Source organism: Arthrobacter sp. NicSoilB8 (assembly GCF_019977355.1).
Classification (GTDB): Bacteria; Actinomycetota; Actinomycetes; order Actinomycetales; family Micrococcaceae; genus Arthrobacter.
This window is the reverse complement of sequence record NZ_AP024655.1, coordinates 860,045-880,164: the sequence shown is the minus strand read 5'-3', so window position 1 is coordinate 880,164 and position 20,120 is coordinate 860,045. Positions and strand designations below refer to the sequence as shown.

Genomic DNA, 20,120 nt, shown 5'->3' with positions numbered 1-20,120 from the left:
AAACTGGCTGGATCCGGTAAAAAAGCCAATCCCATGCTACGGCCGAATGACAGGGTTGTCATTCGGCCGTGCGCCTGAGCGGGGGCTGGCGGCGGGGAATCCTGCGGAAGAATAGGACCTGTGTTTGATTCCGATGCCCTGTTCGAGCTTGAGCCCCCGGCCGCTGACAGCGTGAGCTTCGCGGACCTGGCGCGGCGGCCGCTGAACGAATTGGTGGCTCCGGACTGGGCGGAGGCGCTGGCGCCCGTGGAGCCGCAGTTACGGGAAGTCCTTGCGTTCCTGGACGGCGAGGTGGCCGCCGGTCACGAGGTGCTGCCGTCACCGTCCAACATGCTGCGGGCCTTCCGGCAGCCGCTGGCGGGCGTCCGGGTCCTGATCGTGGGCCAGGACCCCTATCCGACGCCGGGGCACGCCGTGGGGCTGTCCTTCGCCGTGGATGGCGCCACCCGGCCGATCCCCCGCAGCCTCGCGAACATGTACAAGGAACTGCAGACCGATCTCGGCTTCCCGCCGCGCGTCCACGGTGACCTCAGCCGGTGGGCGGAGCAGGGCGTGCTGCTGCTCAACAGGGTCCTCAGTGTCCGGGCCGGTGCCGCGGGTTCGCACCGGAACAAGGGCTGGGAGGCCGTCACGGCCGCGGCCATCCGGGCAGTCGCCGACCGTGTGTCGGCGGACAGCGCGGGGCCGGCTCCCCTTGTGGTGATCCTGTGGGGGAAGGATGCCGAATCCGTGCGGCCGCTGCTGGGGTCCGCCGCTGTTATCTCCAGCGCCCACCCCAGCCCGCTCTCGGCCTCGCGCGGCTTCTTCGGGTCGCGTCCCTTCAGCCGCACCAACGCCATGCTGCAGGAGCAGGGCAACGGCACAGTCGACTGGGAACTGCCGCCTCTGCCGTAACAGGCCTCGCGGCCACAGTTCCCGGCCAGGGTTCTTGGTTAGGCTTAGCCTCATGACCTCCGCCCCCGCCGCCACCACCGCCAACCGGAACTCGCGTCCCCAGACTGACCTGACGGTCCTGCGCCGCGAACAGCTCACCCCGCACATGGTCCGGATAATCGCCGGCGGCCCGGGCTTCGCCGGATACGTCAACAACGGCTACGTGGACCGGTACGTCAAGATCGCGTTTCCACAGCCCGGCGTCGAATACCCGGACCCGCTGGACCTGTGGGCCATCAGGGAATCCATGCCGCGCAGCCAGTGGCCGTACACCCGGACCTACACGGTCCGCTGGGTAGACGCAGCGGCCCAGGAACTCGCCATCGACTTCGTCATCCACGGCGACGAGGGCCTCGCCGGCCCCTGGGCGGCCTCGGCCCGGCCCGGCGACCGGCTGACTTTCACGGGCCCGGGCGGCGGTTATAACCCTGACCCGGTGGCGGACTGGTACCTGTTTGCCGGCGACGAATCAGCCCTGCCGGCCATCGGCGCCGCCATCGAGTCCCTGCCACGGGACGCCCGCGGCCTGGCCATTCTCGAGGTGGACAGCGACGCCGACATCCAGCCGATCGCCGGCCCTGCCGGCGTCGAACTGCGCTGGGTGATGCGCCGCGGGGTCCCCGCCGGGGACAGCGACCTGCTGGTCGCCGCCGTGCGCGACGCCGAGTGGCCCGAGGGCAGGGTGCAGGTCTTTGCCCACGGCGAGCGGGGCTACATGAAGGGCCTCCGGGAGGTTTTCTACGCCCAGCGCGGGCTGGAACGGGCCCAGGTTTCCCTCTCCGGCTATTGGGCCAAGGGCCGGGTGGAGGACGATTTCCAGGCGGAGAAGAAGCTACCCATAGGGAAGATCTAGCAGGGAAGATCTAACAGGGAAGACCTAGCGGCCCACCTTCTAAGGGCGCCGCGGAGTTTCCCCACTTTTGCCACCACGACGCCGGGACCCGCCGGCGCGGCGGGCTGACACGCCGCCGGGTCCCGGCAAAAGCGGGGAAACCCGGCGCTTCAGGGCAGCCAGACGGGCTGACTTCGCACGAACTAGCGGCGGCGGGCCCGGCGCCGCTCATTGCTGGCGAGGCTCCGCGTCAGGGGCCGCGCCAGGGTGTCACCGAGCACGATGCCGGCGGCGACGCCCAGCACAATCGCCCCGGCGTTCAGCATCCCGCCGGCGCCGATAAGAATCTCCGATTCCTCGATGGTCAAGACATACATGGATCGGAATATGGTGAGCCCGGGGAGCAGGATGAGAGCCGCGGGGACGGCCACGACCAGCTGGGGAGCGCCCATCCGGAGGGCCACCACCCGGGCCAGAAGCCCGATGACCACGGCGGCGAGGGCCGGCGCGAACCGGGACCCGATGCCCAGGGCGTCGCCCCCGATCAGGACCAGATAGCCCACCACCCCGACGGCCGCAGTCGGCAGCAGGAGCTTCCAGCCGGTCTGTTCGGTGATGCCGATCATGAGCACCGCAATGGCGATCAGGATGACGAGAACCCACAAGTCATACTTGGGCGGGAATGTTTCAGTGACGTCGATCGGCTCCATGCCGGTCATGTCGCCCACGACGAACCCGACGGCGATGCCGGCAACCAGCGCACCGAAGGTCAGCATGGTGGACAGGAACCGGCCCGCCGCCGTGACCGGGAAGCCGTTGATCGCATCCTGCACGGAGGACACGAGGCGTCCCGTCGGCAGCAGCAGCAGGATCCCGCCGACCACCACGATCGCGGGCGCTATCTGCACGCCCAACGGGCTGCCGAAGCGCCACAGCAGCAGGGCGATGATGGTCACCAGGAACGAACACGAGGCCGTGATGAAGAAGTCCGGCGTACGCCACCGGCCTAGCTGGCGGGCCAGCAGGCTGACCAGCAGGTTGGAGGCGAAAGCGACCATCGAGGCGCCCAGCCCGCCGCCCAGGACGCCGACGAAGACAGCGGAGAACACTCCGAAGGCCACCGTGACCATCCACCGCGGGAACGGCTTGGCGCTGCGGGTAATGTCCTCGAGCCGGCGCACAGCTTCCTCGCGGCCGACGCCGCCGGCCACGATGTCCGTCACCAGCTGGTGGACTTGCGAGAGGCCCGCGTAGTTATTGGTCCAGGACCGCACGACGCGCAGCAAAGAGATGGGCGTCTGGTCTTTCGGGGCGTAGTTGATGGCCACCGACTGGTTGGTGATGTCCACCTCGATATTCTTCAGGCCCAACGCTGCGGTGATCGCGATGATGCTGGTCTCGACCTCAAGGGCGCCGGCCCCGTACCGGAACATGGATTCCGCCAGTTTCAAGGCGAAGTCAATAGTCTTGCGGGCTGAGGCGTCCACCCCGCCGACCTGGATCATCGGGTTCGCGTAGGGGCTGCCGGCGAGCCGGTCCACGATGCTCAGCGGCGCCGTCGGCGGGTTTTCTCCCTGGACCAGCCGGCGCAGCATGCGCTTGGCGGCGGCGTTCTGGCGCACCTGCATGGCCGACATCGGCTGCGTCCGGGGCAGGCCGTCGGTGGGCGGCCTGCGGTGGCCGTCGGGTTGGTTGTTCATTGCGGCCTCCTCACTGTTCTTGGCTGTCCCCGCCTGTCTGGCTGTCCTTGCCTGGGTTAGTAAAACTGCTGGCCCGTGCGCCGGGTGTAGAGCTGGCGTGCCACGCGCTCCCCCGCCGTCATCCAGGCCTTGTACTTCAGCGGGTTCAGGACCTGGTCATAGCAGCCGACGAAGTCGGTGACGGTCTTGCTGAAGCTGGTCTTGAACAGGCCCAGCCCGTGGAACGGGTTCGACGTGTCCTTGAGCTTGTCGCTTGGCGGCGTGCCGCAGAAGTCGTATTCGGTGCAGCCAAGGTCCTTGAGCTGGTTGATCGCTGTCCACTGCACGAGGTGGGAGTCGCCGTACTGGCTCCGCTTCTGCAGTGAGCCGCCGTCCTTGTACGTTCCCTTGCGGCCGTAGTTGATCACAAACGCGCCAACCGAGGGCACGTCGTTTTCGTACACGAACAGGAGCCTGCCCTGGTCGCGGGCCAGGAAGTTGGTCCAGAACTGGCGGTAGTACTCATACTCGCGGACGCGGACCTGGGACTTGGCCTCCACGGTGGTGGTCATCAGGGAGTACATGGCCTGGAAGTTCTCTTCCGTGGGCTCGACGTTGTGAACCTCGACGCCCTCGCGGATGGCGCGGCGCACGGCATTGCGGCCGCGGGAATGGAGGTTGCGCAGCAGCTGGTTTTCCTCCGGTGCAATGTCGAGAAGCGCAGTGGAGTCGTTGGGCTGCAGGTTGTGGGTCTTGACCAGTCCCGCCGCCTCCAGGACGCGCGTGGCGTCGTCGGAGAGGATGATGTCCGGCTCGATCTTGATCGCGAAGACGCCCAGCCGGGCCCTTTTTACGAAGTCCGCGTTGGCGGCGGCGATCCCGGGGATGTCCTCGACGGCGGCCACGTCGGGGCCCTTGATCAGGTACCAGAGCTTGCCCAGGAGCGGAAAGGACTTCTCCAGGACCAGGTTGTAGCTCGTGTAATCGGCGGTCTCGTACACGAGGTGCAGGGGTTTCCAGCCAAAGTGCTGCTTGACCTCGGCGAACGCTTCCGATTGCAGGAGATTGCCGCCATTGGGGTTCGCGGTGACGTGGGCATCCCAGTTGGCAATCTCTTCGGCAGAGGCAAAGCGGGCAGTGAATTCACGCAAGGGTGCGGTATCCAATCATTGCGGTACGAGCTTCGGCGGCATGCAGACATGCACCCCCAAGTCTATCGGTCCGCACCCTGCCGCCGGTCCGGGAAAGACGGTTACGCTGGTCTCATGCAGGCTCAGCAAGAACCGCTGGAAGCCCGTCCCGGAGCCTCCGGCCGCCGCTCACGGGGCGCCGGGAGCGGCTTCGGCGCCGGCTCCCAAGTCGTCGCGCTGTTGGTATTCCTCGTCGCGTCGGCGCTCGTTGCCGCGCTTGGCGGCCTGGCCACCGCCAACCACGTCAACGGCTGGTACGCCGCCGCGGACAAGGCGCCCTGGTCTCCGCCGAACTGGGTCTTCGGGCCGGTCTGGACGGTCCTGTACATCGCCATGGCCGTCGCGGCGTGGCTCGTCTGGCGCAGCCACGCCGAAGGGTCCAAAGCGGCCCTGACAGCCTATGGTGTCCAGCTGGTGCTGAACCTGCTCTGGACCCCGGTCTTCTTTGCCCTCTACCCGGTGCTCGGGACGCCGGCGCTGTGGATCGCGTTCGTGATCATCGTGGCGCTCGCCGTGGCCGTGGCCGTGACAGTGGTGCTCTTCGGACCCATCAGCCGGACGGCAGGGCTGCTGATGCTGCCCTACCTGTCCTGGATCGTGTTCGCGTCCTCGCTGAACCTGTGGGCCGCGCTGCACAACTAACGGCCGTACCGCTGGCGCGGACGCGGACGCCTACCAGCTGTACGCGCTCCCTAGCACTCCACGACGTTCACGGCGAGGCCGCCCATCGCGGTTTCCTTGTACTTGGAGCTCATGTCCTTGCCGGTCTCGCGCATGGTCACGATGACCTCGTCCAGCGAGACCCGGTGCGACCCGTCGCCCCACAGGGCCATCTTGGCGGCGTTGATGGCCTTCGCGGCGGCAATCGCGTTGCGCTCGATGCACGGAATCTGGACGAGCCCGCCGATCGGGTCGCAGGTCAGGCCGAGGTTGTGCTCCATCGCGATTTCCGCGGCGTTCTCCACTTGCTGCGGCGTGCCGCCCATGACTTCGGCGAGGCCGGCGGCGGCCATCGAGGAGGCCGAACCCACCTCGCCCTGGCAGCCGACCTCCGCGCCGGAGATCGAGGCCTGTTCCTTGTACAGCACCCCGATGGCGCCGGCGGTCAGCAGGAACTTCACCACGACGTCGTCGCGGTCGGCCTGGGTTGCCTTGTCCATGCCGGGGGCGAAGTGCAGCGCGTAGTAGAGCACGGCCGGGATGATGCCCGCGGCGCCGTTGGTGGGGGCCGTGACCACGCGGCCGCCCGAGGCGTTTTCCTCGTTCACGGCCAGGGCGATCAGGTTGACCCATTCCTGCCAGTACTTAGGGTCCCGGAAGTCGGGGTCCTGCCCCGTGGTTTCCTTCATGAGACGCTCGTGCCAGTCGGGCGCACGACGCCGGACCTTGAGCCCGCCGGGCAGCAGCCCCTCGCGCTTGAGGCTGACCTCGACGCAGCCTTCCATCACCGAGTAAATGTGCAGGAGGCCTTCGCGGATCTCCTCCTCGGTGCGGGAGGCGCGCTCGTTGACGAACATGATGTCGCCGATCGAGAGGCCCTTGGACTGGCAGCGGCCCAGCAGTTCAGCGGCCGTGCGGAAGGGCAGGGGAAGTTCCTTCTTCGACTCGTCGAGTTCCTTTAGCGCCGCGTCCTCCTCGCCTTCGCGGACAATGAAGCCGCCGCCGACCGAGAAGAACGTGGCGCTGTGCAGGGTTTCGCCCCCGGCGTCGGAGACCGTGAACGTCATCCCGTTGGTGTGCCGGGGCAGGATGGTCAGGGGCCGCAGGACCATGTCCTTGACCCCGTAAGGCAACGGAACGGCTCCAGCAAGCTGCAGGGTGCCGGTCTCCGCGATCGTCGCCAGCCGTTCCTCCACTTCCTCGGGGAGGATCAGCTCGGGGTGGAAGCCCTCGAGTCCGAGCAGGATGGCCGTCATGGTGCCGTGGCCGTGGCCCGTGGCGGCGAGGGAGCCGTAGAGGTCAACCCGCAGCGATGCCACGCGGTCCAGGTCCCCGGAGGCTTTGAGTTCTTCGGCGAAGACGGCGGCGGCCCGCATGGGGCCCACTGTGTGCGAGCTGGATGGCCCTAATCCGATGGAAAAGAGGTCGAAGACTCCAACAGCCATTGTCGGTTCCTAACTAGGTCTTGCTGTGGCCCGGCAGAGGGTCTTGCCGGAAGGCGGTGCGGCCGCCGGTAGGCGGCAGTCCCGCCAGGTGCACGACGCCGGGCGGCGGCTTGTGGCCGCGGCCCGCCCGGCGTCGTGTCTTATTCAGTCATACGTCGCCTAGGCGAGGTTATCAACTGAGGGGTAGAGCGGGTGGGCGGCGGCGAGGGCCTCCACCCGTGAGCGCAGACCGGACAGGTCCGCACCGGCGTCGGCGGTCAGGGCCTCGGCGATGATGTCCGCAACCTCGGCAAAGGCAGCTTCGCCGAATCCGCGGGTGGCCAGCGCCGGGGTGCCGATCCGCAGCCCCGAGGTGACCATCGGCGGACGAGGATCGAACGGGACGGCGTTGCGGTTGACCGTGATGTCGATGGCCGCGAGACGGTCCTCGGCTTCCTGGCCGTTGAGCTCGCAGTTGCGCAGGTCCACGAGGACCAGGTGCACATCGGTGCCGCCGGAGATCACGTTGATCCCCTTGGCCGTGACGTCCGGCTGGACCAGGCGGTCGGCGAGGATCCGCGCACCGGCCAGGACACGCTCCTGGCGCTCCTTGAATTCCGGCGACGCGGCGATCTTGAATGCCACGGCCTTGCCCGCGATGACGTGCTCCAGCGGGCCGCCCTGCTGTCCCGGGAACACCGCCGAGTTGATCTTCTTGGCGATGTCGGCGTCGTTGGAGAGGATGATGCCGCCGCGCGGACCGGCAAGGGTCTTGTGCGTGGTGGACGTGGTGACGTGGGCGTGCGGGACCGGGCTCGGGTGCAGCCCGGCGGCCACGAGGCCGGCGAAGTGGGCCATGTCAACCATGAGGTAGGCACCCACAGAGTCGGCAATCCGGCGGAACTCCGCGAAGTCGAGCTGGCGGGCGTACGCGGACCAGCCGGCAACGATCAGCTGCGGCTTGTGTTCCTGGGCCAGGCGCTCGACCTCGGCCATGTCGATCCGGTGGTCCTCCTCGCTGACCTGGTACGGGATGACGTTGTAAAGCCGGCCGGAGAAGTTGATCTTCATGCCGTGCGTCAGGTGGCCGCCGTGGGCCAGGTTCAGGCCCATGATGGTGTCGCCCGGACGGATCAGGGCGTGCATCACCGAGGCGTTGGCCTGGGCGCCGGAGTGCGGCTGGACGTTGGCGTACTCGGCGCCGAACAAAGCCTTGACCCGGTCGATGGCGAGCTGCTCGATCACGTCAACGTGCTCGCAGCCGCCATAGTAGCGCTTGCCCGGGTAGCCCTCGGCGTACTTGTTCGTCAGGACCGAACCCTGCGCCTGCATGACGGCCTTCGCGGTGTGGTTCTCCGAGGCGATCATCTCCAGGCCATCGCGCTGGCGGGTGAGTTCGGCGTCGATTTTCGCGGCGATCTCCGGATCCAAGGCGGACAGGTCCGCGTCCAGGCTCGGAGAGACGACCTGCTCGAAGGCAGTCTCTGTGCCTGCGGCCGCGCTCACAGTTCGCCGCCGTTCTTGGAGGCGTATTCCTCGGCCGAAAGCAGCGGGCCCTCCGAGTCGGCGGCCACCTTGAAGAGCCAGCCGGCACCATAAGGATCGCTGTTGATCAGCGCGGGGTCCTCGACGACGGCCGCGTTGACTTCGGTGACCTCGCCCGTCACGGGGGCGTACAGGTCCGAGACGGACTTGGTCGACTCAACTTCGCCGCAGGTCTCCCCCGCGGTCACCGCGGAGCCGACCTCGGGCAGGTCCACATAGACGATGTCGCCCAGGGCGTCCGTGGCGACCGCGGAGATGCCGATGGACACGATGTTGGATCCGGCGTTGCCGGAATCCCTCGCAACCCACTCGTGCTCGTCGGAGTACTGCAGTTCAGGGGCAACTCTTGCCATGTGTTTCTTCCTTTACGTTGAAAAGTCGTGGGCTAAATCAATTGTGGCTGGGTCAGGCGGCGGGACTCGCCATCCTCCGCGTGCTCGGTCGCGAAGGCGCCCGCTGGGCGGACGTGACGCTCCCTTAGACGCACGCTTCCGGATGCCGCGCCCCACCGCTATTCAGTTCAGTTTTCGGGGCCAGCGGTTCTCCGGAAAGAAACCCTGGCCTTTCGTATTCTTCTAGAGCCGGGCCGCGGTAGGCGGTACATCCCCAGCACCTTTGGTATTCGAAAGCGCTGCTTCCCGTTGGTCCGGTTCTGGAGCGTGGTATCAAAGGTGAGCTGCCCTTGAGGGGCTGGCTGGCCGCGGTTTTCGAAAGCGTGCGTCAAAGCGACGAAGGAGCAGCACGCGTGAAAACTGGGGCCAGCCGGCCCCGGAGCCGGGCACCGGTGAGGCGCACGGCTTCGGGACCGACCCAGCCCGGCTACTTTTGGCGCTTGTAGAACGGCAGTGCCACCACTTCGAAGGGCTCGGCCTTGCCGCGGAGGTCGATGTCCAGGGCCGTGCCGGGCTCGGTGAAGGCGACGTCGACGTAGGCCATCGCCACCGGGTAGCCCAAGGTGGGTGAAGGCTGGCCGGAGGTGACTTCGCCGACCACGTTGCCGTCCTTGAGGACCGGGTAGTGGCCGCGGCCGGCCCGGCGTCCGGGGCCCTTGAGGCCGACGAGCTTGCGGCCCGTGGTGGATCCGGCGCCGGCTTCCTTCTTGGCGGCCAGGGCGGCTTTGCCGACGAAGTCGCCTTCCTTGGACAGTGCGACGACGGGTCCCAGGCCGGCGGCGAACGGGTCGCCCTCCAGGGAGAGCTCGTTGCCGTAGAGCGGCATGCCGGCTTCGAGCCGGAGCGAGTCGCGGGAGGCCAGGCCGGCGGGCGTCAGCTCGCCGTCCTCGGCGATGGCGACGAGCGCCTGCCAGAGGGCTGCGGCGCCGTCGTTGTTCACGAAGATCTCGAAGCCGTCTTCTCCGGTGTAGCCGGTGCGGGCCAGCAGGAGGTCCTGGCTGGTGCCGCCCACGAGGAAGGGAACTTCGACGGCGGCGTAGTACTTGAGCTCCGTGACGAGGCTGTGCCCGGCGGCGGGAACCAGGCGTAGCAGGATTTCCTGTGCCTTGGGTCCCTGGACCGCGATGAGTGAGGTTTCGGCGGAGGCGTCCTGGACGGTGACGTCGAACCCGCCTTCTTGGGCAGAACCCGCCCGTTCAGCCAGGGCCGCCGCGACCACTTTGGCGTTCCCCGCGTTGGGGACGACGAGGAACTTCTGCTCTTCATCTTTTGCTGAGGGGCGGCGGTAGGTGATGAGGTCGTCGATGATGCCGCCGTCCTCGTTGCAGATCAGCGAGTACTTGGCCTTGCCGATCGCCATCGCGGAGATCTTGCCGACGAGGGCGTAGTCCAGGAAGGCGGCGGCGTCGGGGCCGGTGACCCAGACTTCGCCCATGTGGGAGAGGTCGAACAGGCCCGCGGACTTGCGGACGGCGTGGTGCTCGGCGAGTTCGGAGCTGTACTTCAGCGGCATCTGCCAGCCGCCGAAGTCCGTGAAGGAGGCGCCAAGCTTCTTGTGCTCTTCGTAAAGTGCCGTGTAGTTCTCAGTCATCGTTGGCTGTCCCTAATTGTTAGAGCCGGAGTTGGCGGAGTGGTCCTCGAAGGCTTCTGTGCTTTCCTCAAAGGCTTCGAGCGGTGGGCAGGAGCAGATCAGGTTGCGGTCCCCGGCAGCGCCGTCGATCCGGCCGACCGGCGGGAAGTACTTGTCCTGCCGGAGGGTGTGGACCGGGAAGACGGCCTGTTCGCGGGGGTACTCGCGGGCCCAATCGGTGCTGATCACGGCGGCCGCGGTGTGCGGGGCGTTGCGCAGCGGGCTGTGTTCGACGGTGAAGTCGCCGTGGGCTACCTGGTCGATCTCGGCGCGGATAGCGACCATGGCGGTGATGAACCGGTCGATCTCGCCGAGGTCCTCGGACTCGGTGGGCTCCACCATGAGGGTGCCGGCCACCGGGAACGCCAGGGTGGGGGCGTGGAAGCCGTAGTCGATGAGGCGCTTGGCCACGTCCTCGGCGGTCACGCCGGTCTTGGCCGTGAGTTCGCGCAGGTCCAGGATGCACTCGTGGGCCACCAGGCCGCCTTCGCCGGTGTAGAGCACCGGGAAGGAGTCGTTCAGGCGGGTCGCGATGTAGTTCGCCGCGAGGAGGGCCGACTTGGTGGCCTCGGTGAGGCCCCGGCCGCCCATGAGCTTCACGTAGGCCCAGGAGATCGGCAGCACGCCGGCCGAGCCGTAGCGGGAGGCGGAGATCGGGGTGCCGTCGGCACCGTTGGCCGGGTCTGCGGCGTTCCCCGGCATGAACGGCGCCAGGTGCGCCTTGGCCGCGACCGGGCCGACGCCGGGGCCGCCGCCGCCGTGCGGGATGCAGAAGGTCTTGTGCAGGTTCAGGTGCGAGACGTCGCCGCCGAACATACCGGGCTGGGCCAGCCCGACGAGGGCATTGAGGTTGGCGCCGTCGATGTAGACCTGGCCGCCGGCGGCGTGGATGGCGTCGCAGACCTCCCGGACGTCGGCGTCGTACACCCCGTGGGTGGACGGGTAGGTGATCATGATCGCGGACAGTGCGTCCTTGTGCAGTTCAATCTTGGCCTGCAGGTCGGCGTGGTCGATCGTTCCGTCGCTGGCGGTGGCGACGACGACGACCTTCATGCCGGCCAGCACGGCCGAGGCCGCGTTGGTGCCGTGCGCGGAGGCCGGGATCAGGCAGACGTTGCGCTGCGCGTCGCCGCGGGAGTGGTGGTAGCCGCGGATGGCCAGCAGGCCCGCGAGCTCGCCCTGGGATCCGGCGTTGGGCTGGATGGAGACCTGGTCGTAGCCGGTGATCTCGGTCAGCTGGGCTTCGAGGTCCTCGATCAGTTCGCGCCAGCCGGCGGTCTGGGATTCGGGGGCGAAGGGGTGGATGGAGGCGAACTCCGGCCAGGAAATGGCTTCCATCTCGGCCGTGGCGTTCAGCTTCATGGTGCAGGAGCCCAGCGGGATCATGGTGCGGTCCAGGGCGAGGTCGCGGTCCGAGAGGCGGCGGATGTAGCGCAGCAGCTGGGTTTCGGAGCGGTGGGTGTTGAATACCGGGTGCTGGAGGTAGTCGGAGGTGCGCTCGACGGCGGGGTCCAGGCCGAAGCCATCTACGGAATCCACCACGCTGGCGCCGAACGCGGCGATGACGTCGGCGACGACAGCCACAGTCGTGGCCTCATCGGCGGAGATGCCGACGGTGTCGGCGTCGATGGCGCGCAGGTTGATGCCCTTGGCCTCCGCGGCCGCGATGATCTCAGCCGCCCGGCCCGGCACGGAGACGGTGATGGTGTCGAAGAAGGAAGAGTGCAGCACGTGAAGGCCGGCGGCCTTCAGTGCGGCGGCGATGGTCTTGGCGTGGACGTGGACCGACTCGGCAATTGCCTTCAGCCCGTCCGGGCCGTGGTAGACGGCGTAGAAGGAGGCCACGATGGCCAGCAGCGCCTGCGCGGTGCAGATGTTGGACGTGGCCTTCTCACGGCGGATGTGCTGCTCGCGGGTCTGCAGGGCCAAGCGGTAGGCCGGGACGCCGGCGTTGTCCTTGGAGACACCCACGAGACGGCCGGGCATGGAGCGCTCGAGGCCCTTCTGAACGGCCATGTAGGCCGCGTGCGGGCCGCCGAAGAACAGCGGCACGCCGAAGCGCTGGGCGGAGCCGACGGCGATGTCTGCGCCCTGCTCGCCCGGGGGCGTGATGAGGGTCAGGGAGAGCAGGTCGGCCGCGACGGTCACGAGGGCGCCGCGTTCCTTGGCCTCGGCGATCACGGCGGTGTGGTCGAACACCAGGCCGGAAACACCCGGCTGCTGCAGGACGATGCCGTTGATCACGCCGTCGGGAAGGCCTTTGGAGAGGTCGGCGACCTCGACCTCGAAGCCGAGGGCCTCGGCGCGGCCCTTGACGATCGCGATGGTCTGCGGGAGGCAGTCGGCATCCAGGACGGTCTTGCCGTCGTGGGCCGTCTTGTTCTTGTTGGCGCGGCGCATCATCAGCACGGCCTCGGCGACGGCGGTGGCTTCGTCCAGCAGCGAGGCGTTGGCGATCGGCAGGCCGACGAGGTCCTGGACCATGGTCTGGAAGTTCAGCAGGGCCTCGAGCCGGCCCTGGGAGATTTCCGGCTGGTACGGCGTGTACGCGGTGTACCAGGCGGGGGCTTCGAGGATGTTGCGGCGGATCACCGGCGGGGTGAGGGTGTCGTAGTAGCCCTGCCCGATCATCTGCACGGCGGTCTTGTTCTTCGCGGCCAGCTTGCGCAGTTCGGCGAGGACTTCCACTTCGCTGAGGGCTGCGGCGAGCGCGAGGTCGGAGTCCTGCCGGATATCCTTCGGAACAGCGGTGTCCACCAGTGCGTCGACGGTGTCGTAGCCGACAGCCTTCAGCATGGCGTCGACGTCGGCCTGGCGGCGGGCGCCGATGTGCCGGTCAACGAAGGACGTGGAGGCTGGGGTAACAGTCACAAGGAACTCCATAACTCAGGCGGCGCAGGGTACGCCACATTGATTCGGGTTCCTCCCCGCTCTGTATTGGACCTGAGAGTTTCCGCGCAGCCATGCGTGTGAGTGGCTTCGCTTGCACCGTCGGTGAGCACAGCGCGCCAAGGACGCGCTTGCTACTTTCCAGAGGTGCCTTGCCGCGGCGGTACTTGGGCCTGAGAGATTCCTGGGGAGGATTTGCTCCTACGGCGCCTGCTTGTACCTACTTGCAGGACTCTCCCGCCGCAGATCAAAGGCGTATTCAGTTGGGGGTGACAACAGTCACAGATCCCATTGTCCTATGCCGGGCGCGCGTCCGCAAACTGCCGGCCGCTGCGGGCCCCAGGTTACGGACGGCGAGCCACTCCCGAAGGGTCCGCCAACGCGATTTCGCGGGATCTCCGCCGGGTCGCCGTAGCCGCATAAACGCCCCCCCGGGACGTTTTCGGCGACCGGGCGGGCGCCGGGGGCGCTCCCGGGCTCAGCGGCGCAGTTTCTCGACGGCGGCCAGGAGACTTTCGACATCCGCCTCGATTTCAGCAGGCGGGCCGGCGGGGCCCCGGCCCAGCATGGCGTTGAAGTACAGCCCGTCCCCCATATAGAGGACGGCCTTCGCCGCGGCGGGCCCGACGTCGGCCGCCAGCAGTTCCAGCCAGCTCGCCTGGCCGGCGGCGAAGCGGCGCTGGGTTTCCTCGTGCGCCACCTCAGCCAGCCGGGTGGCCGCCACGAACACCCGGTCCATGGGCGTATCCGCCCACACCGAGGACTTGATGAAGTACGCCGCCGCTCCTTCCGGAGCCGCCGCCATGGCCGCGACGTCCGCCGCCAGGAGCCGGTCGAGACGTTCCAGGAGGACCGCGATCATCGCCTCCTTGGTCGGGAAGTGATAGAGCAGGCCGCCCTTGGACACGCCGGCCCGGCGGGCGACGGCGTCCAGCGTCGCGGCGCGTTCACCCACTTCGATGAGCAGGGATTCGAAGGCATCGAGGACGGCCTCGCGGGCCACGGGTTTCCTGGGCATGCTTCCCATCATGCCTGTCCGTACCCGCATTTCTTAACTGTACCGTCCAGACGGTATAGTTACGATGCATGAGCACTTCATCGATCACGACGGCAACCAGCACCACGGCGCCTTCGCGGCCCCAGGCGCCCTGGCGCGACTGGGTGGCGCTGGCCCTGCTGATGTTCCCCGTCCTGCTGGTGGCCGTGGACAACACCGCGCTGACGTTCGCCCTGCCGGCCATCGCCCGCAGCCTGTCCGCCTCCGGCGTCCAACTGCTCTGGATTATCGATGCTTATCCCCTGGTGCTGGCCGGACTGCTGGTCGCAATGGGCAGCCTGGGCGACAGGATCGGCCGGCGCAGGCTCCTCTTTGTGGGCAGCGCCGGCTTTGCCGCGGTCTCGGCCGCGACGGCGTTCGCGCCGAGCGCCGAATGGCTGATCGCCGGCCGCGCCGGCCTTGGCCTCTTTGGCGCCATGCTCATGCCGTCCACGCTCTCCCTGATCCGCAACATCTTTCCGCAGCCCAACCGGCGACGCCTGGCAGTCGCGATCTGGGCCGCGGGATTCTCCGGCGGCGCCGCACTCGGCCCGATTGCCGGCGGCTGGCTCGTGGAACACTTCTGGTGGGGCGCCGTCCTGCTGGTCGCGGTGCCGATCATCCTGCCGCTGCTGCTGCTCGGGCCGGCGCTGATCCCGGAGTCCCGTGACCCGAAGCCAGGCCGCGTAGACGTGCCCAGCATCATCCTGTCCCTCTTGGTGATGGTGCCTGTGGTCTACGGGATCAAGGCACTCGCCACCCACGGGCCGGCACCGGAGGCGTTCGCGGGCATCGGCGTCGGCCTGTTCATGGGCTATGTCTTCATCCGCCGGCAGCACGCCCTGGCCGGAGGCCACAGGACAGGCCACAGCACAGCGCCGATGCTCGATGTGAGCCTCTTTGGCAACCGGATCTTCAGCACGGCAATCATTGCCAACGTGCTGGCGCTGTTCTCCTTCAACGGCTTCATCCTGTTCCTGGCTCAGCATCTGCAACTGCTGGAGGGGCAGTCCCCCTCGGCCTCCGGTGTCGCCATGGTCCCGGCCCTGATCGCCACGGTCGTGGCGGGCCTGCTGGTGGTCCCGCTGGTGCGGAGGGTCCGGCCCGGCTTCGTGGTGGCCGGTGGCCTGCTGCTGAGCGCGGCCGGCTATTTCATGGTGGCCTTCGGCGACCACAGCCACGGGCCCTCCCTGCTACTGGCCGCGCTCCTGGTTCTGTGCCTGGGCGTGGGCGCCGCCGAGACAATCTCCAACGACCTGATCCTGGGCGCGGCACCCGCGGACAAGGCGGGCGCCGCAGCCGCTATTTCCGAGACCGGCTATGAGGTGGGGTCCCTGCTGGGCACGGCGATCCTCGGCTCCATCCTGACGGCCTCGTACCAGGGCAATCTCCGGCTGCCCGACGGGGTGTCCGGGCTGGTCCCGGCCGCGGCCACCAGCCAGGCCGGCGAAACCCTCGCCGGCGCGGTGGAACTCGCCCGGATGCTTCCCGCTCCCCTGGCGGAGGCGGTAACGGCGGCCGCGCGCACCGCGTTCGACTCGGGCGTGCACGTCACAGCGGCAATCGCCTTGGTCCTGATGTCCGGGGCCTGCGTCCTCGCCGCTGTTGTGCTCCGGAAGGTGCCCAAGGCAAGATAGCGGCCTCGGAGCGCTAAACACAGGAGTCCGGCACCGGAAAATCCCGGTGCCGGACTCCTGTCCCAATGAGCGCGCGTGGGGGGCGGGCAGTCGCGCCTGCCCTTACTTGTTGTCCGGAGTGGTCACGCTGGCGTTTGCCCGCATGGTCTCGGCATTCACCAGCCAGGCGTACTGCTCCAGCTTGGCGATGAACGCGTGCAGGAGGTCGGCGGTGGTGGGGTCTTCCTCGTCCACTTCGTCATGGACTTTGCGCATCGTGCCGACGGCTGCTTCGAGGGCCGCGACAATCCGCTCGATGGCGTCCTTGGTGTTGATCAGGCCCGCGGGGAACTCGGCGAGTGCGGTGGACTTGGAAACCGTTGAGCTGCGTCCGTCCGGCAGGGCGTGGAGGGCGCGCATGCGTTCGGCGAGGTCGTCCGCGAAGTCCCGGGCGGCGTCGATGATCTCATCCAGCTGAAGGTGGAGGTCCCGGAAGTTGGTTCCGACGATGTTCCAGTGCGCCTGCTTGCCCTGGAGGTGGAGTTCGATCAGGTCCACTAGGACTGCCTGCAGGTTGGCTGTCAGTGTTGGTGTTGCTTTCATGCATCCTCCTGGATAGAACCGGTACCGTGCGGGCCTCGCGCGCCACGTTCTGGCGCACCGGCCGATGATTTCGACGCTACCCCAGGGCAGCTACGGGCGGCGATGGTTCCGGAAGGAATTTCTCGGTCAGCTTACTAAGTCGGCTTACTAACCGCTCCGGGGGCCGCTTAGACTCCCTTGTTGGGGTCCGGGCCTGTGCCACGGCAGCCGCCCGGCATTAGGGTGGGAGCTGACGGGGCCAAGCGGCCCGCCCCGTTGGACTGTTCCAGTGCCGGACATAACGGCCGCCCGCCTCGTCAGGAAGGCCAGCCATGGGGTCGTTTCCGGTATTTGAGCACTCGTTGAACCCGTTTCCCAACTACGAAGCCATGCGGCGCAGCGAGCCCGTTTTTCAGGACCAGGAGACCGGGGTCTGGCACGTCTTCGGTTATGACGATGTGCAGCGTGTCCTGTCCGAGCACGCCACGTTTTCGTCCCGGATCGGCGGCGACAATCCCTCCGAAACAGGCCAGCTCTTCGCCGCCAGCCTGATCAACACGGATCCGCCCCGGCACCGTCAGTTGCGTTCCCTGGTCTCCCAGGCATTCACGCCGCGGTCAGTGGAAGCGCTCGGCCCGCGGATCTCGGAGCTCACCGATGAGTTACTGGCCCCGGTAGTTGCCGCCGGCAGCACGGACCTGATCGAACAGCTGGCCTATCCTCTGCCGGTCATCGTGATCGCGGAGCTGATGGGCATCCCCGCCGCGGACCGGGACCGGTTCAAGCAGTGGTCTGACGTGATTGTCAGCCAAACCCGCCCGGGCGCCGACGAGTCCAGCCACACGGGGGCCCATCGGGAAATGGCGGAGTACTTCATGGGCATGATCGAGCAGCGGCGCCGGGAGCCGGGCCCTGATTTGATCAGCGCGCTCCTCGCGGCCGAGATTGACGGACAGAAACTCAGTGTCATCGAGCTGCTCGGGTTCTGCAGCCTGCTGCTCGTGGCAGGCAATGAGACCACCACCAACCTGATCGGCAACGCGGTGCTGTGTTTCACCGAAGCGCCAGGCACGGCGGAACGCCTGATCGCCGAACCGGGTCTGCTCCCGCTGGCGATCGAGGAGGTGCTGCGCTACCGCTCCCCCGTGCAGTCCATGTACCGGATCTCCGCCGTCGACACGACGCTGGGTGACCGGTCCGTCCCCGCGGGGTCGCCGGTTGTGGCCTGGATCGGTTCGGCGAACCGCGACGGCGGTCAGTTCCCGCACCCTGACGTGTTCGACGTCGGACGCGCACCAAACCGACACCTCGCCTTCGGGCAGGGCATCCACTTCTGCCTCGGGGCTCCTCTGGCCCGGCTCGAGGCCAGGATCGCGTTGCAGGCCGTTCTCTCACGGTTGCCCGGGCTGGCCGTGGCTCCCGAAGCGCAACTGGAGCGGATGGATAGCACGATCGTCTACGGGGTGAAGCAGCTTCCCGTGTCCTGGCAGGCTGCCTGACGGCGAGCGCCGCACGGGACGCTACATCCGGACCAAGCTGGACGGCCGGGCCTACCGATCCGGCCCGGCTTCAACTCGCCAACCCGCACGGCACCGCGACTTGACCCCGAGGCGCCGCACCGGCCTCACCAGAAGTGCGCGACGTCCACCACGAGTCGAGACCCGGCACCTGGCCCCGGCAGGGCAAAGACCCGGAACGGCAACCGCGCGCGGACGCCGAGGCCGAGGGTGCTGTAGCCTTCGAAGCTGCCAGCCCACGCCACCTGCCGAAACGTCTGGTAACCGGTCACGTTGGAGAGTTCATTCTTGTCCGCCGGGCTGTAGGTGGGATTGCCGGCGTCGTCATAAGCGGGCGCATTGACCGTGAGCTGAATGAAAGCCTGGCCGCGCAGCGGAACCGGCAGACCGGACCCGTCCTGCACCACCTGGGGAACATAGCGAACGGTGTAGCCGGCCACGGGCGCGTTGAGGTCGATAACCAGCCGGTCAAAGCAGTAGTGCTGGCCGGTCCGGACATTGACCACCTTGGCCTGGGTCATGGCCGGATCCGTTTTCACCAGCGAACCCCAGACCAGTCCGCAGTAAGGATCCGCGGCCGCCGGGGCCGGCGCAAGGACCCCCAGGGCCACGGCCATCAGCACTGCCGCAAGCAATGCGTGGATCCTCTTCAACTGGATCGTTTTCAACTGGGTCGTTTTCAATTGAGCCACCCCCTGCGATGCGGTGGCTCAAGCGTAGAAGCGTTGGCCTCGATGCGCGAGTGCCGGACGGTCTTCGGCGCCGAACCGTTAATCCGGCCGGTGCCGGGTCACCGGAACGTGACCTGCCACCTGTCCGCACGCCGCGCGAAGCGGTGCCAACCCGGGCCGCGGTCCATGCCGGCGACGAGACGGGAAACCCGGCGAAAAACCAGGCCAGAAACCAAGAGACGGGGCAACGAACCAGACGCCACCGGATACAAACAAAGCGCCGGCCCCCTGCGGGATGCCGACGCTTGCTTGATACGGATGAAATTGGTGCCGCGCGCTGGAGGGGTCCCCTAGCCTTCGCAGTCGCGGCAGTACTTCAGGCCGTTCTTTTCTTTGGCCACCTGGGACCGGTGGCGGACCAAGAAGCAGGAGGAGCAGGTGAATTCATCTGACTGCTCGGGAACAACAATGACGGTCAGCTCTTCGCCGGACAGATCCGCACCCGGAAGGTCGATGCCTTCCGCCGTGTCGTTCTCGTCGACATCAATTACAGCGGTCTGGGCGCCGCCTCCGCGCGACGCCTGAAGCGCCTCTAGCGACTCAGCGGGAGATTCTTCTTCTGTCTTGCGTGGGGCATCGTAATCGGTAGCCATATCGGGGTTCACTTTCGTTGCTGCGCAGCGCCATTTCAGGCACCTCAGTGAAGCAGTTTAGGACATTATGCATGGAGTTGAAGAATAGTGTGGCCAATCCGACAGAATGAGTCGTTCCGGCGCCACACACGGGGTGAAGCCGCCTCCGGCCGGGCCCCCGCCGTTACGCCCCGGCGCACAGTTCAAGCAACGGGCCAGACCACCAGGGTCTGCCATTTCGCCGGGTCTGGTTCGGCGCCGGGATCGGTGAGGTAGTACTCCCACATGGCCTCCCCCGGGCTCGCCCCGTCCTCCTGCATCCGCGCCATGATCGCGCCATAGGTGTGCTGCAGCGATTCATAGGGGCCAATGTGCATCGCCTCGTAGGCTTGGCCCGCGGGCAGGGTCCCGGCGACCACCGCCGAAACTTCCCCGCCCGCGCTCTTGAACGGCGCGGCGAGGGGGAATCCTGCTTCGACGTCGACGACGTCGGTCGGCATCCCGCGGTAAAGCGCGAAGGGAGGGCCGGCCAGTTGGACATGCTGTTCCTGCACTGCGCCCATGACGGCCCCGAAGGCACGGCCGAAAAAGTCTCTCAACGCGTTCATCGGGACGGTCTCGCGCACCACCGCCGTTGGCTGTTCCTTCAGCTGGGCGGCCCTGATGTCCGGCGAACCCGGGTTTGCTTCAGTCATACGCCCAGACTCTGCCGAGCCCATGCCACGGTCTAGGGCCTTACGTCCCGCGCGGCGGAAGTGCCCGGACAGTGACCTGTAATGCGCCCCTGGAAGCGCCCTGCGGCGGACAAGGAAGTGAGCACGAACCCGCCAATAAATAAATGAACTTTATTCATATTAGGTCTTGCCTCGCACGCCGATCACCCCAATACTAA

General features: G+C 67.4%; 17 protein-coding genes and 1 riboswitch. Of the genes, 5 read left to right on the top strand and 12 right to left on the bottom strand.

From position 1 onward, the window contains the following. Positions 1–120 precede the first annotated feature (120 nt). Positions 121–894 (top strand): uracil-DNA glycosylase, encoded by a 774-nt coding sequence (locus LDO15_RS04000; protein WP_223984223.1) that lies wholly within the window; start codon positions 121–123, stop codon positions 892–894. A gap of 52 nt (positions 895–946) precedes the next feature. After that, positions 947–1,786, top strand: a complete 840-nt coding sequence (locus LDO15_RS03995) for a siderophore-interacting protein (RefSeq protein WP_223984221.1) — start codon at positions 947–949, stop codon at positions 1,784–1,786. Positions 1,787–1,968: 182 nt separating this feature from the next. Here the strand turns inward: LDO15_RS03995 and LDO15_RS03990 are convergent, their stop codons facing one another. Next, positions 1,969–3,465 (bottom strand): threonine/serine exporter family protein, encoded by a 1,497-nt coding sequence (locus LDO15_RS03990; protein ID WP_223984220.1) that lies wholly within the window; start codon positions 3,463–3,465, stop codon positions 1,969–1,971. A gap of 56 nt (positions 3,466–3,521) precedes the next feature. Continuing rightward, positions 3,522–4,595, bottom strand: coding sequence for a peptidoglycan bridge formation glycyltransferase FemA/FemB family protein (locus tag LDO15_RS03985; RefSeq protein WP_223984219.1), 1,074 nt, complete (start codon positions 4,593–4,595; stop codon positions 3,522–3,524). Between the two features lie 114 nt (positions 4,596–4,709). Here LDO15_RS03985 and LDO15_RS03980 point away from each other — a divergent pair, with 114 nt between their 5' ends. Continuing rightward, positions 4,710–5,276 carry a TspO/MBR family protein gene (locus LDO15_RS03980; RefSeq protein ID WP_223984218.1) on the top strand — a complete coding sequence of 189 codons (567 nt, stop codon included), beginning with the start codon at positions 4,710–4,712 and terminating at the stop codon, positions 5,274–5,276. Between the two features lie 50 nt (positions 5,277–5,326). Here LDO15_RS03980 and LDO15_RS03975 read toward each other — a convergent pair whose 3' ends face one another. The 6 genes from LDO15_RS03975 to LDO15_RS03950 all read right to left on the bottom strand — a co-directional run bounded on the left by LDO15_RS03975 (position 5,327) and on the right by LDO15_RS03950 (position 14,192). Further along, positions 5,327–6,739, bottom strand: a complete 1,413-nt coding sequence (locus LDO15_RS03975; RefSeq protein ID WP_223984217.1) for an L-serine ammonia-lyase — start codon at positions 6,737–6,739, stop codon at positions 5,327–5,329. Between the two features lie 159 nt (positions 6,740–6,898). Further along, entirely contained in the window at positions 6,899–8,224 is a 1,326-nt protein-coding gene (gene glyA / locus LDO15_RS03970) for a serine hydroxymethyltransferase (protein WP_276572941.1), read from the bottom strand. Then, positions 8,221–8,616: a glycine cleavage system protein GcvH gene (gene gcvH, locus LDO15_RS03965; protein WP_223984216.1), complete on the bottom strand. Its 396-nt coding sequence runs from the start codon at positions 8,614–8,616 to the stop codon at positions 8,221–8,223. Before gcvH ends, glyA begins: the two co-directional genes overlap by 4 nt. Positions 8,617–9,082: 466 nt before the next feature. Further along, a complete protein-coding gene (gene gcvT, locus LDO15_RS03960) occupies positions 9,083–10,246 on the bottom strand; it encodes a glycine cleavage system aminomethyltransferase GcvT (RefSeq protein WP_223984213.1) in 1,164 nt (387 codons plus the stop codon). Between the two features lie 12 nt (positions 10,247–10,258). Next, positions 10,259–13,168, bottom strand: a complete 2,910-nt coding sequence (gene gcvP, locus LDO15_RS03955; RefSeq protein ID WP_223984212.1) for an aminomethyl-transferring glycine dehydrogenase — start codon at positions 13,166–13,168, stop codon at positions 10,259–10,261. A gap of 157 nt (positions 13,169–13,325) precedes the next feature. Next, a riboswitch (glycine riboswitch) is annotated at positions 13,326–13,424 on the bottom strand. A 228-nt stretch (positions 13,425–13,652) separates the two neighbouring features. Beyond that, entirely contained in the window at positions 13,653–14,192 is a 540-nt protein-coding gene (locus LDO15_RS03950; RefSeq protein WP_223984211.1) for a TetR family transcriptional regulator, read from the bottom strand. Positions 14,193–14,260: 68 nt separating this feature from the next. On the opposite strand from LDO15_RS03950, the gene LDO15_RS03945 reads away from it, so the two are divergent. Further along, on the top strand, positions 14,261–15,847 hold the full coding sequence (locus LDO15_RS03945) for an MFS transporter (RefSeq protein WP_223984210.1): 1,587 nt from the start codon (positions 14,261–14,263) through the stop codon (positions 15,845–15,847). A gap of 102 nt (positions 15,848–15,949) precedes the next feature. Here the strand turns inward: LDO15_RS03945 and LDO15_RS03940 are convergent, their stop codons facing one another. Then, complete coding sequence (locus tag LDO15_RS03940) at positions 15,950–16,429, bottom strand: DNA starvation/stationary phase protection protein (protein ID WP_223984209.1); 480 nt, start codon at positions 16,427–16,429, stop codon at positions 15,950–15,952. A 311-nt stretch (positions 16,430–16,740) separates the two neighbouring features. Between LDO15_RS03940 and LDO15_RS03935 the strand changes: the two genes are divergently transcribed. Beyond that, positions 16,741–17,907 (top strand): cytochrome P450, encoded by a 1,167-nt coding sequence (locus tag LDO15_RS03935; RefSeq protein WP_223984208.1) that lies wholly within the window; start codon positions 16,741–16,743, stop codon positions 17,905–17,907. Positions 17,908–18,032: 125 nt separating this feature from the next. Here LDO15_RS03935 and LDO15_RS03930 read toward each other — a convergent pair whose 3' ends face one another. From LDO15_RS03930 to LDO15_RS03920, 3 genes are all read right to left on the bottom strand, one after another. Further along, entirely contained in the window at positions 18,033–18,542 is a 510-nt protein-coding gene (locus LDO15_RS03930; RefSeq protein ID WP_223987062.1) for a hypothetical protein, read from the bottom strand. A 404-nt stretch (positions 18,543–18,946) separates the two neighbouring features. Continuing rightward, positions 18,947–19,249 (bottom strand): DUF4193 domain-containing protein, encoded by a 303-nt coding sequence (locus tag LDO15_RS03925; RefSeq protein ID WP_056741192.1) that lies wholly within the window; start codon positions 19,247–19,249, stop codon positions 18,947–18,949. Between the two features lie 182 nt (positions 19,250–19,431). Continuing rightward, positions 19,432–19,923, bottom strand: coding sequence for a GyrI-like domain-containing protein (locus tag LDO15_RS03920; RefSeq protein WP_223984206.1), 492 nt, complete (start codon positions 19,921–19,923; stop codon positions 19,432–19,434). Between the last annotated feature and the right edge of the window lie 197 nt (positions 19,924–20,120).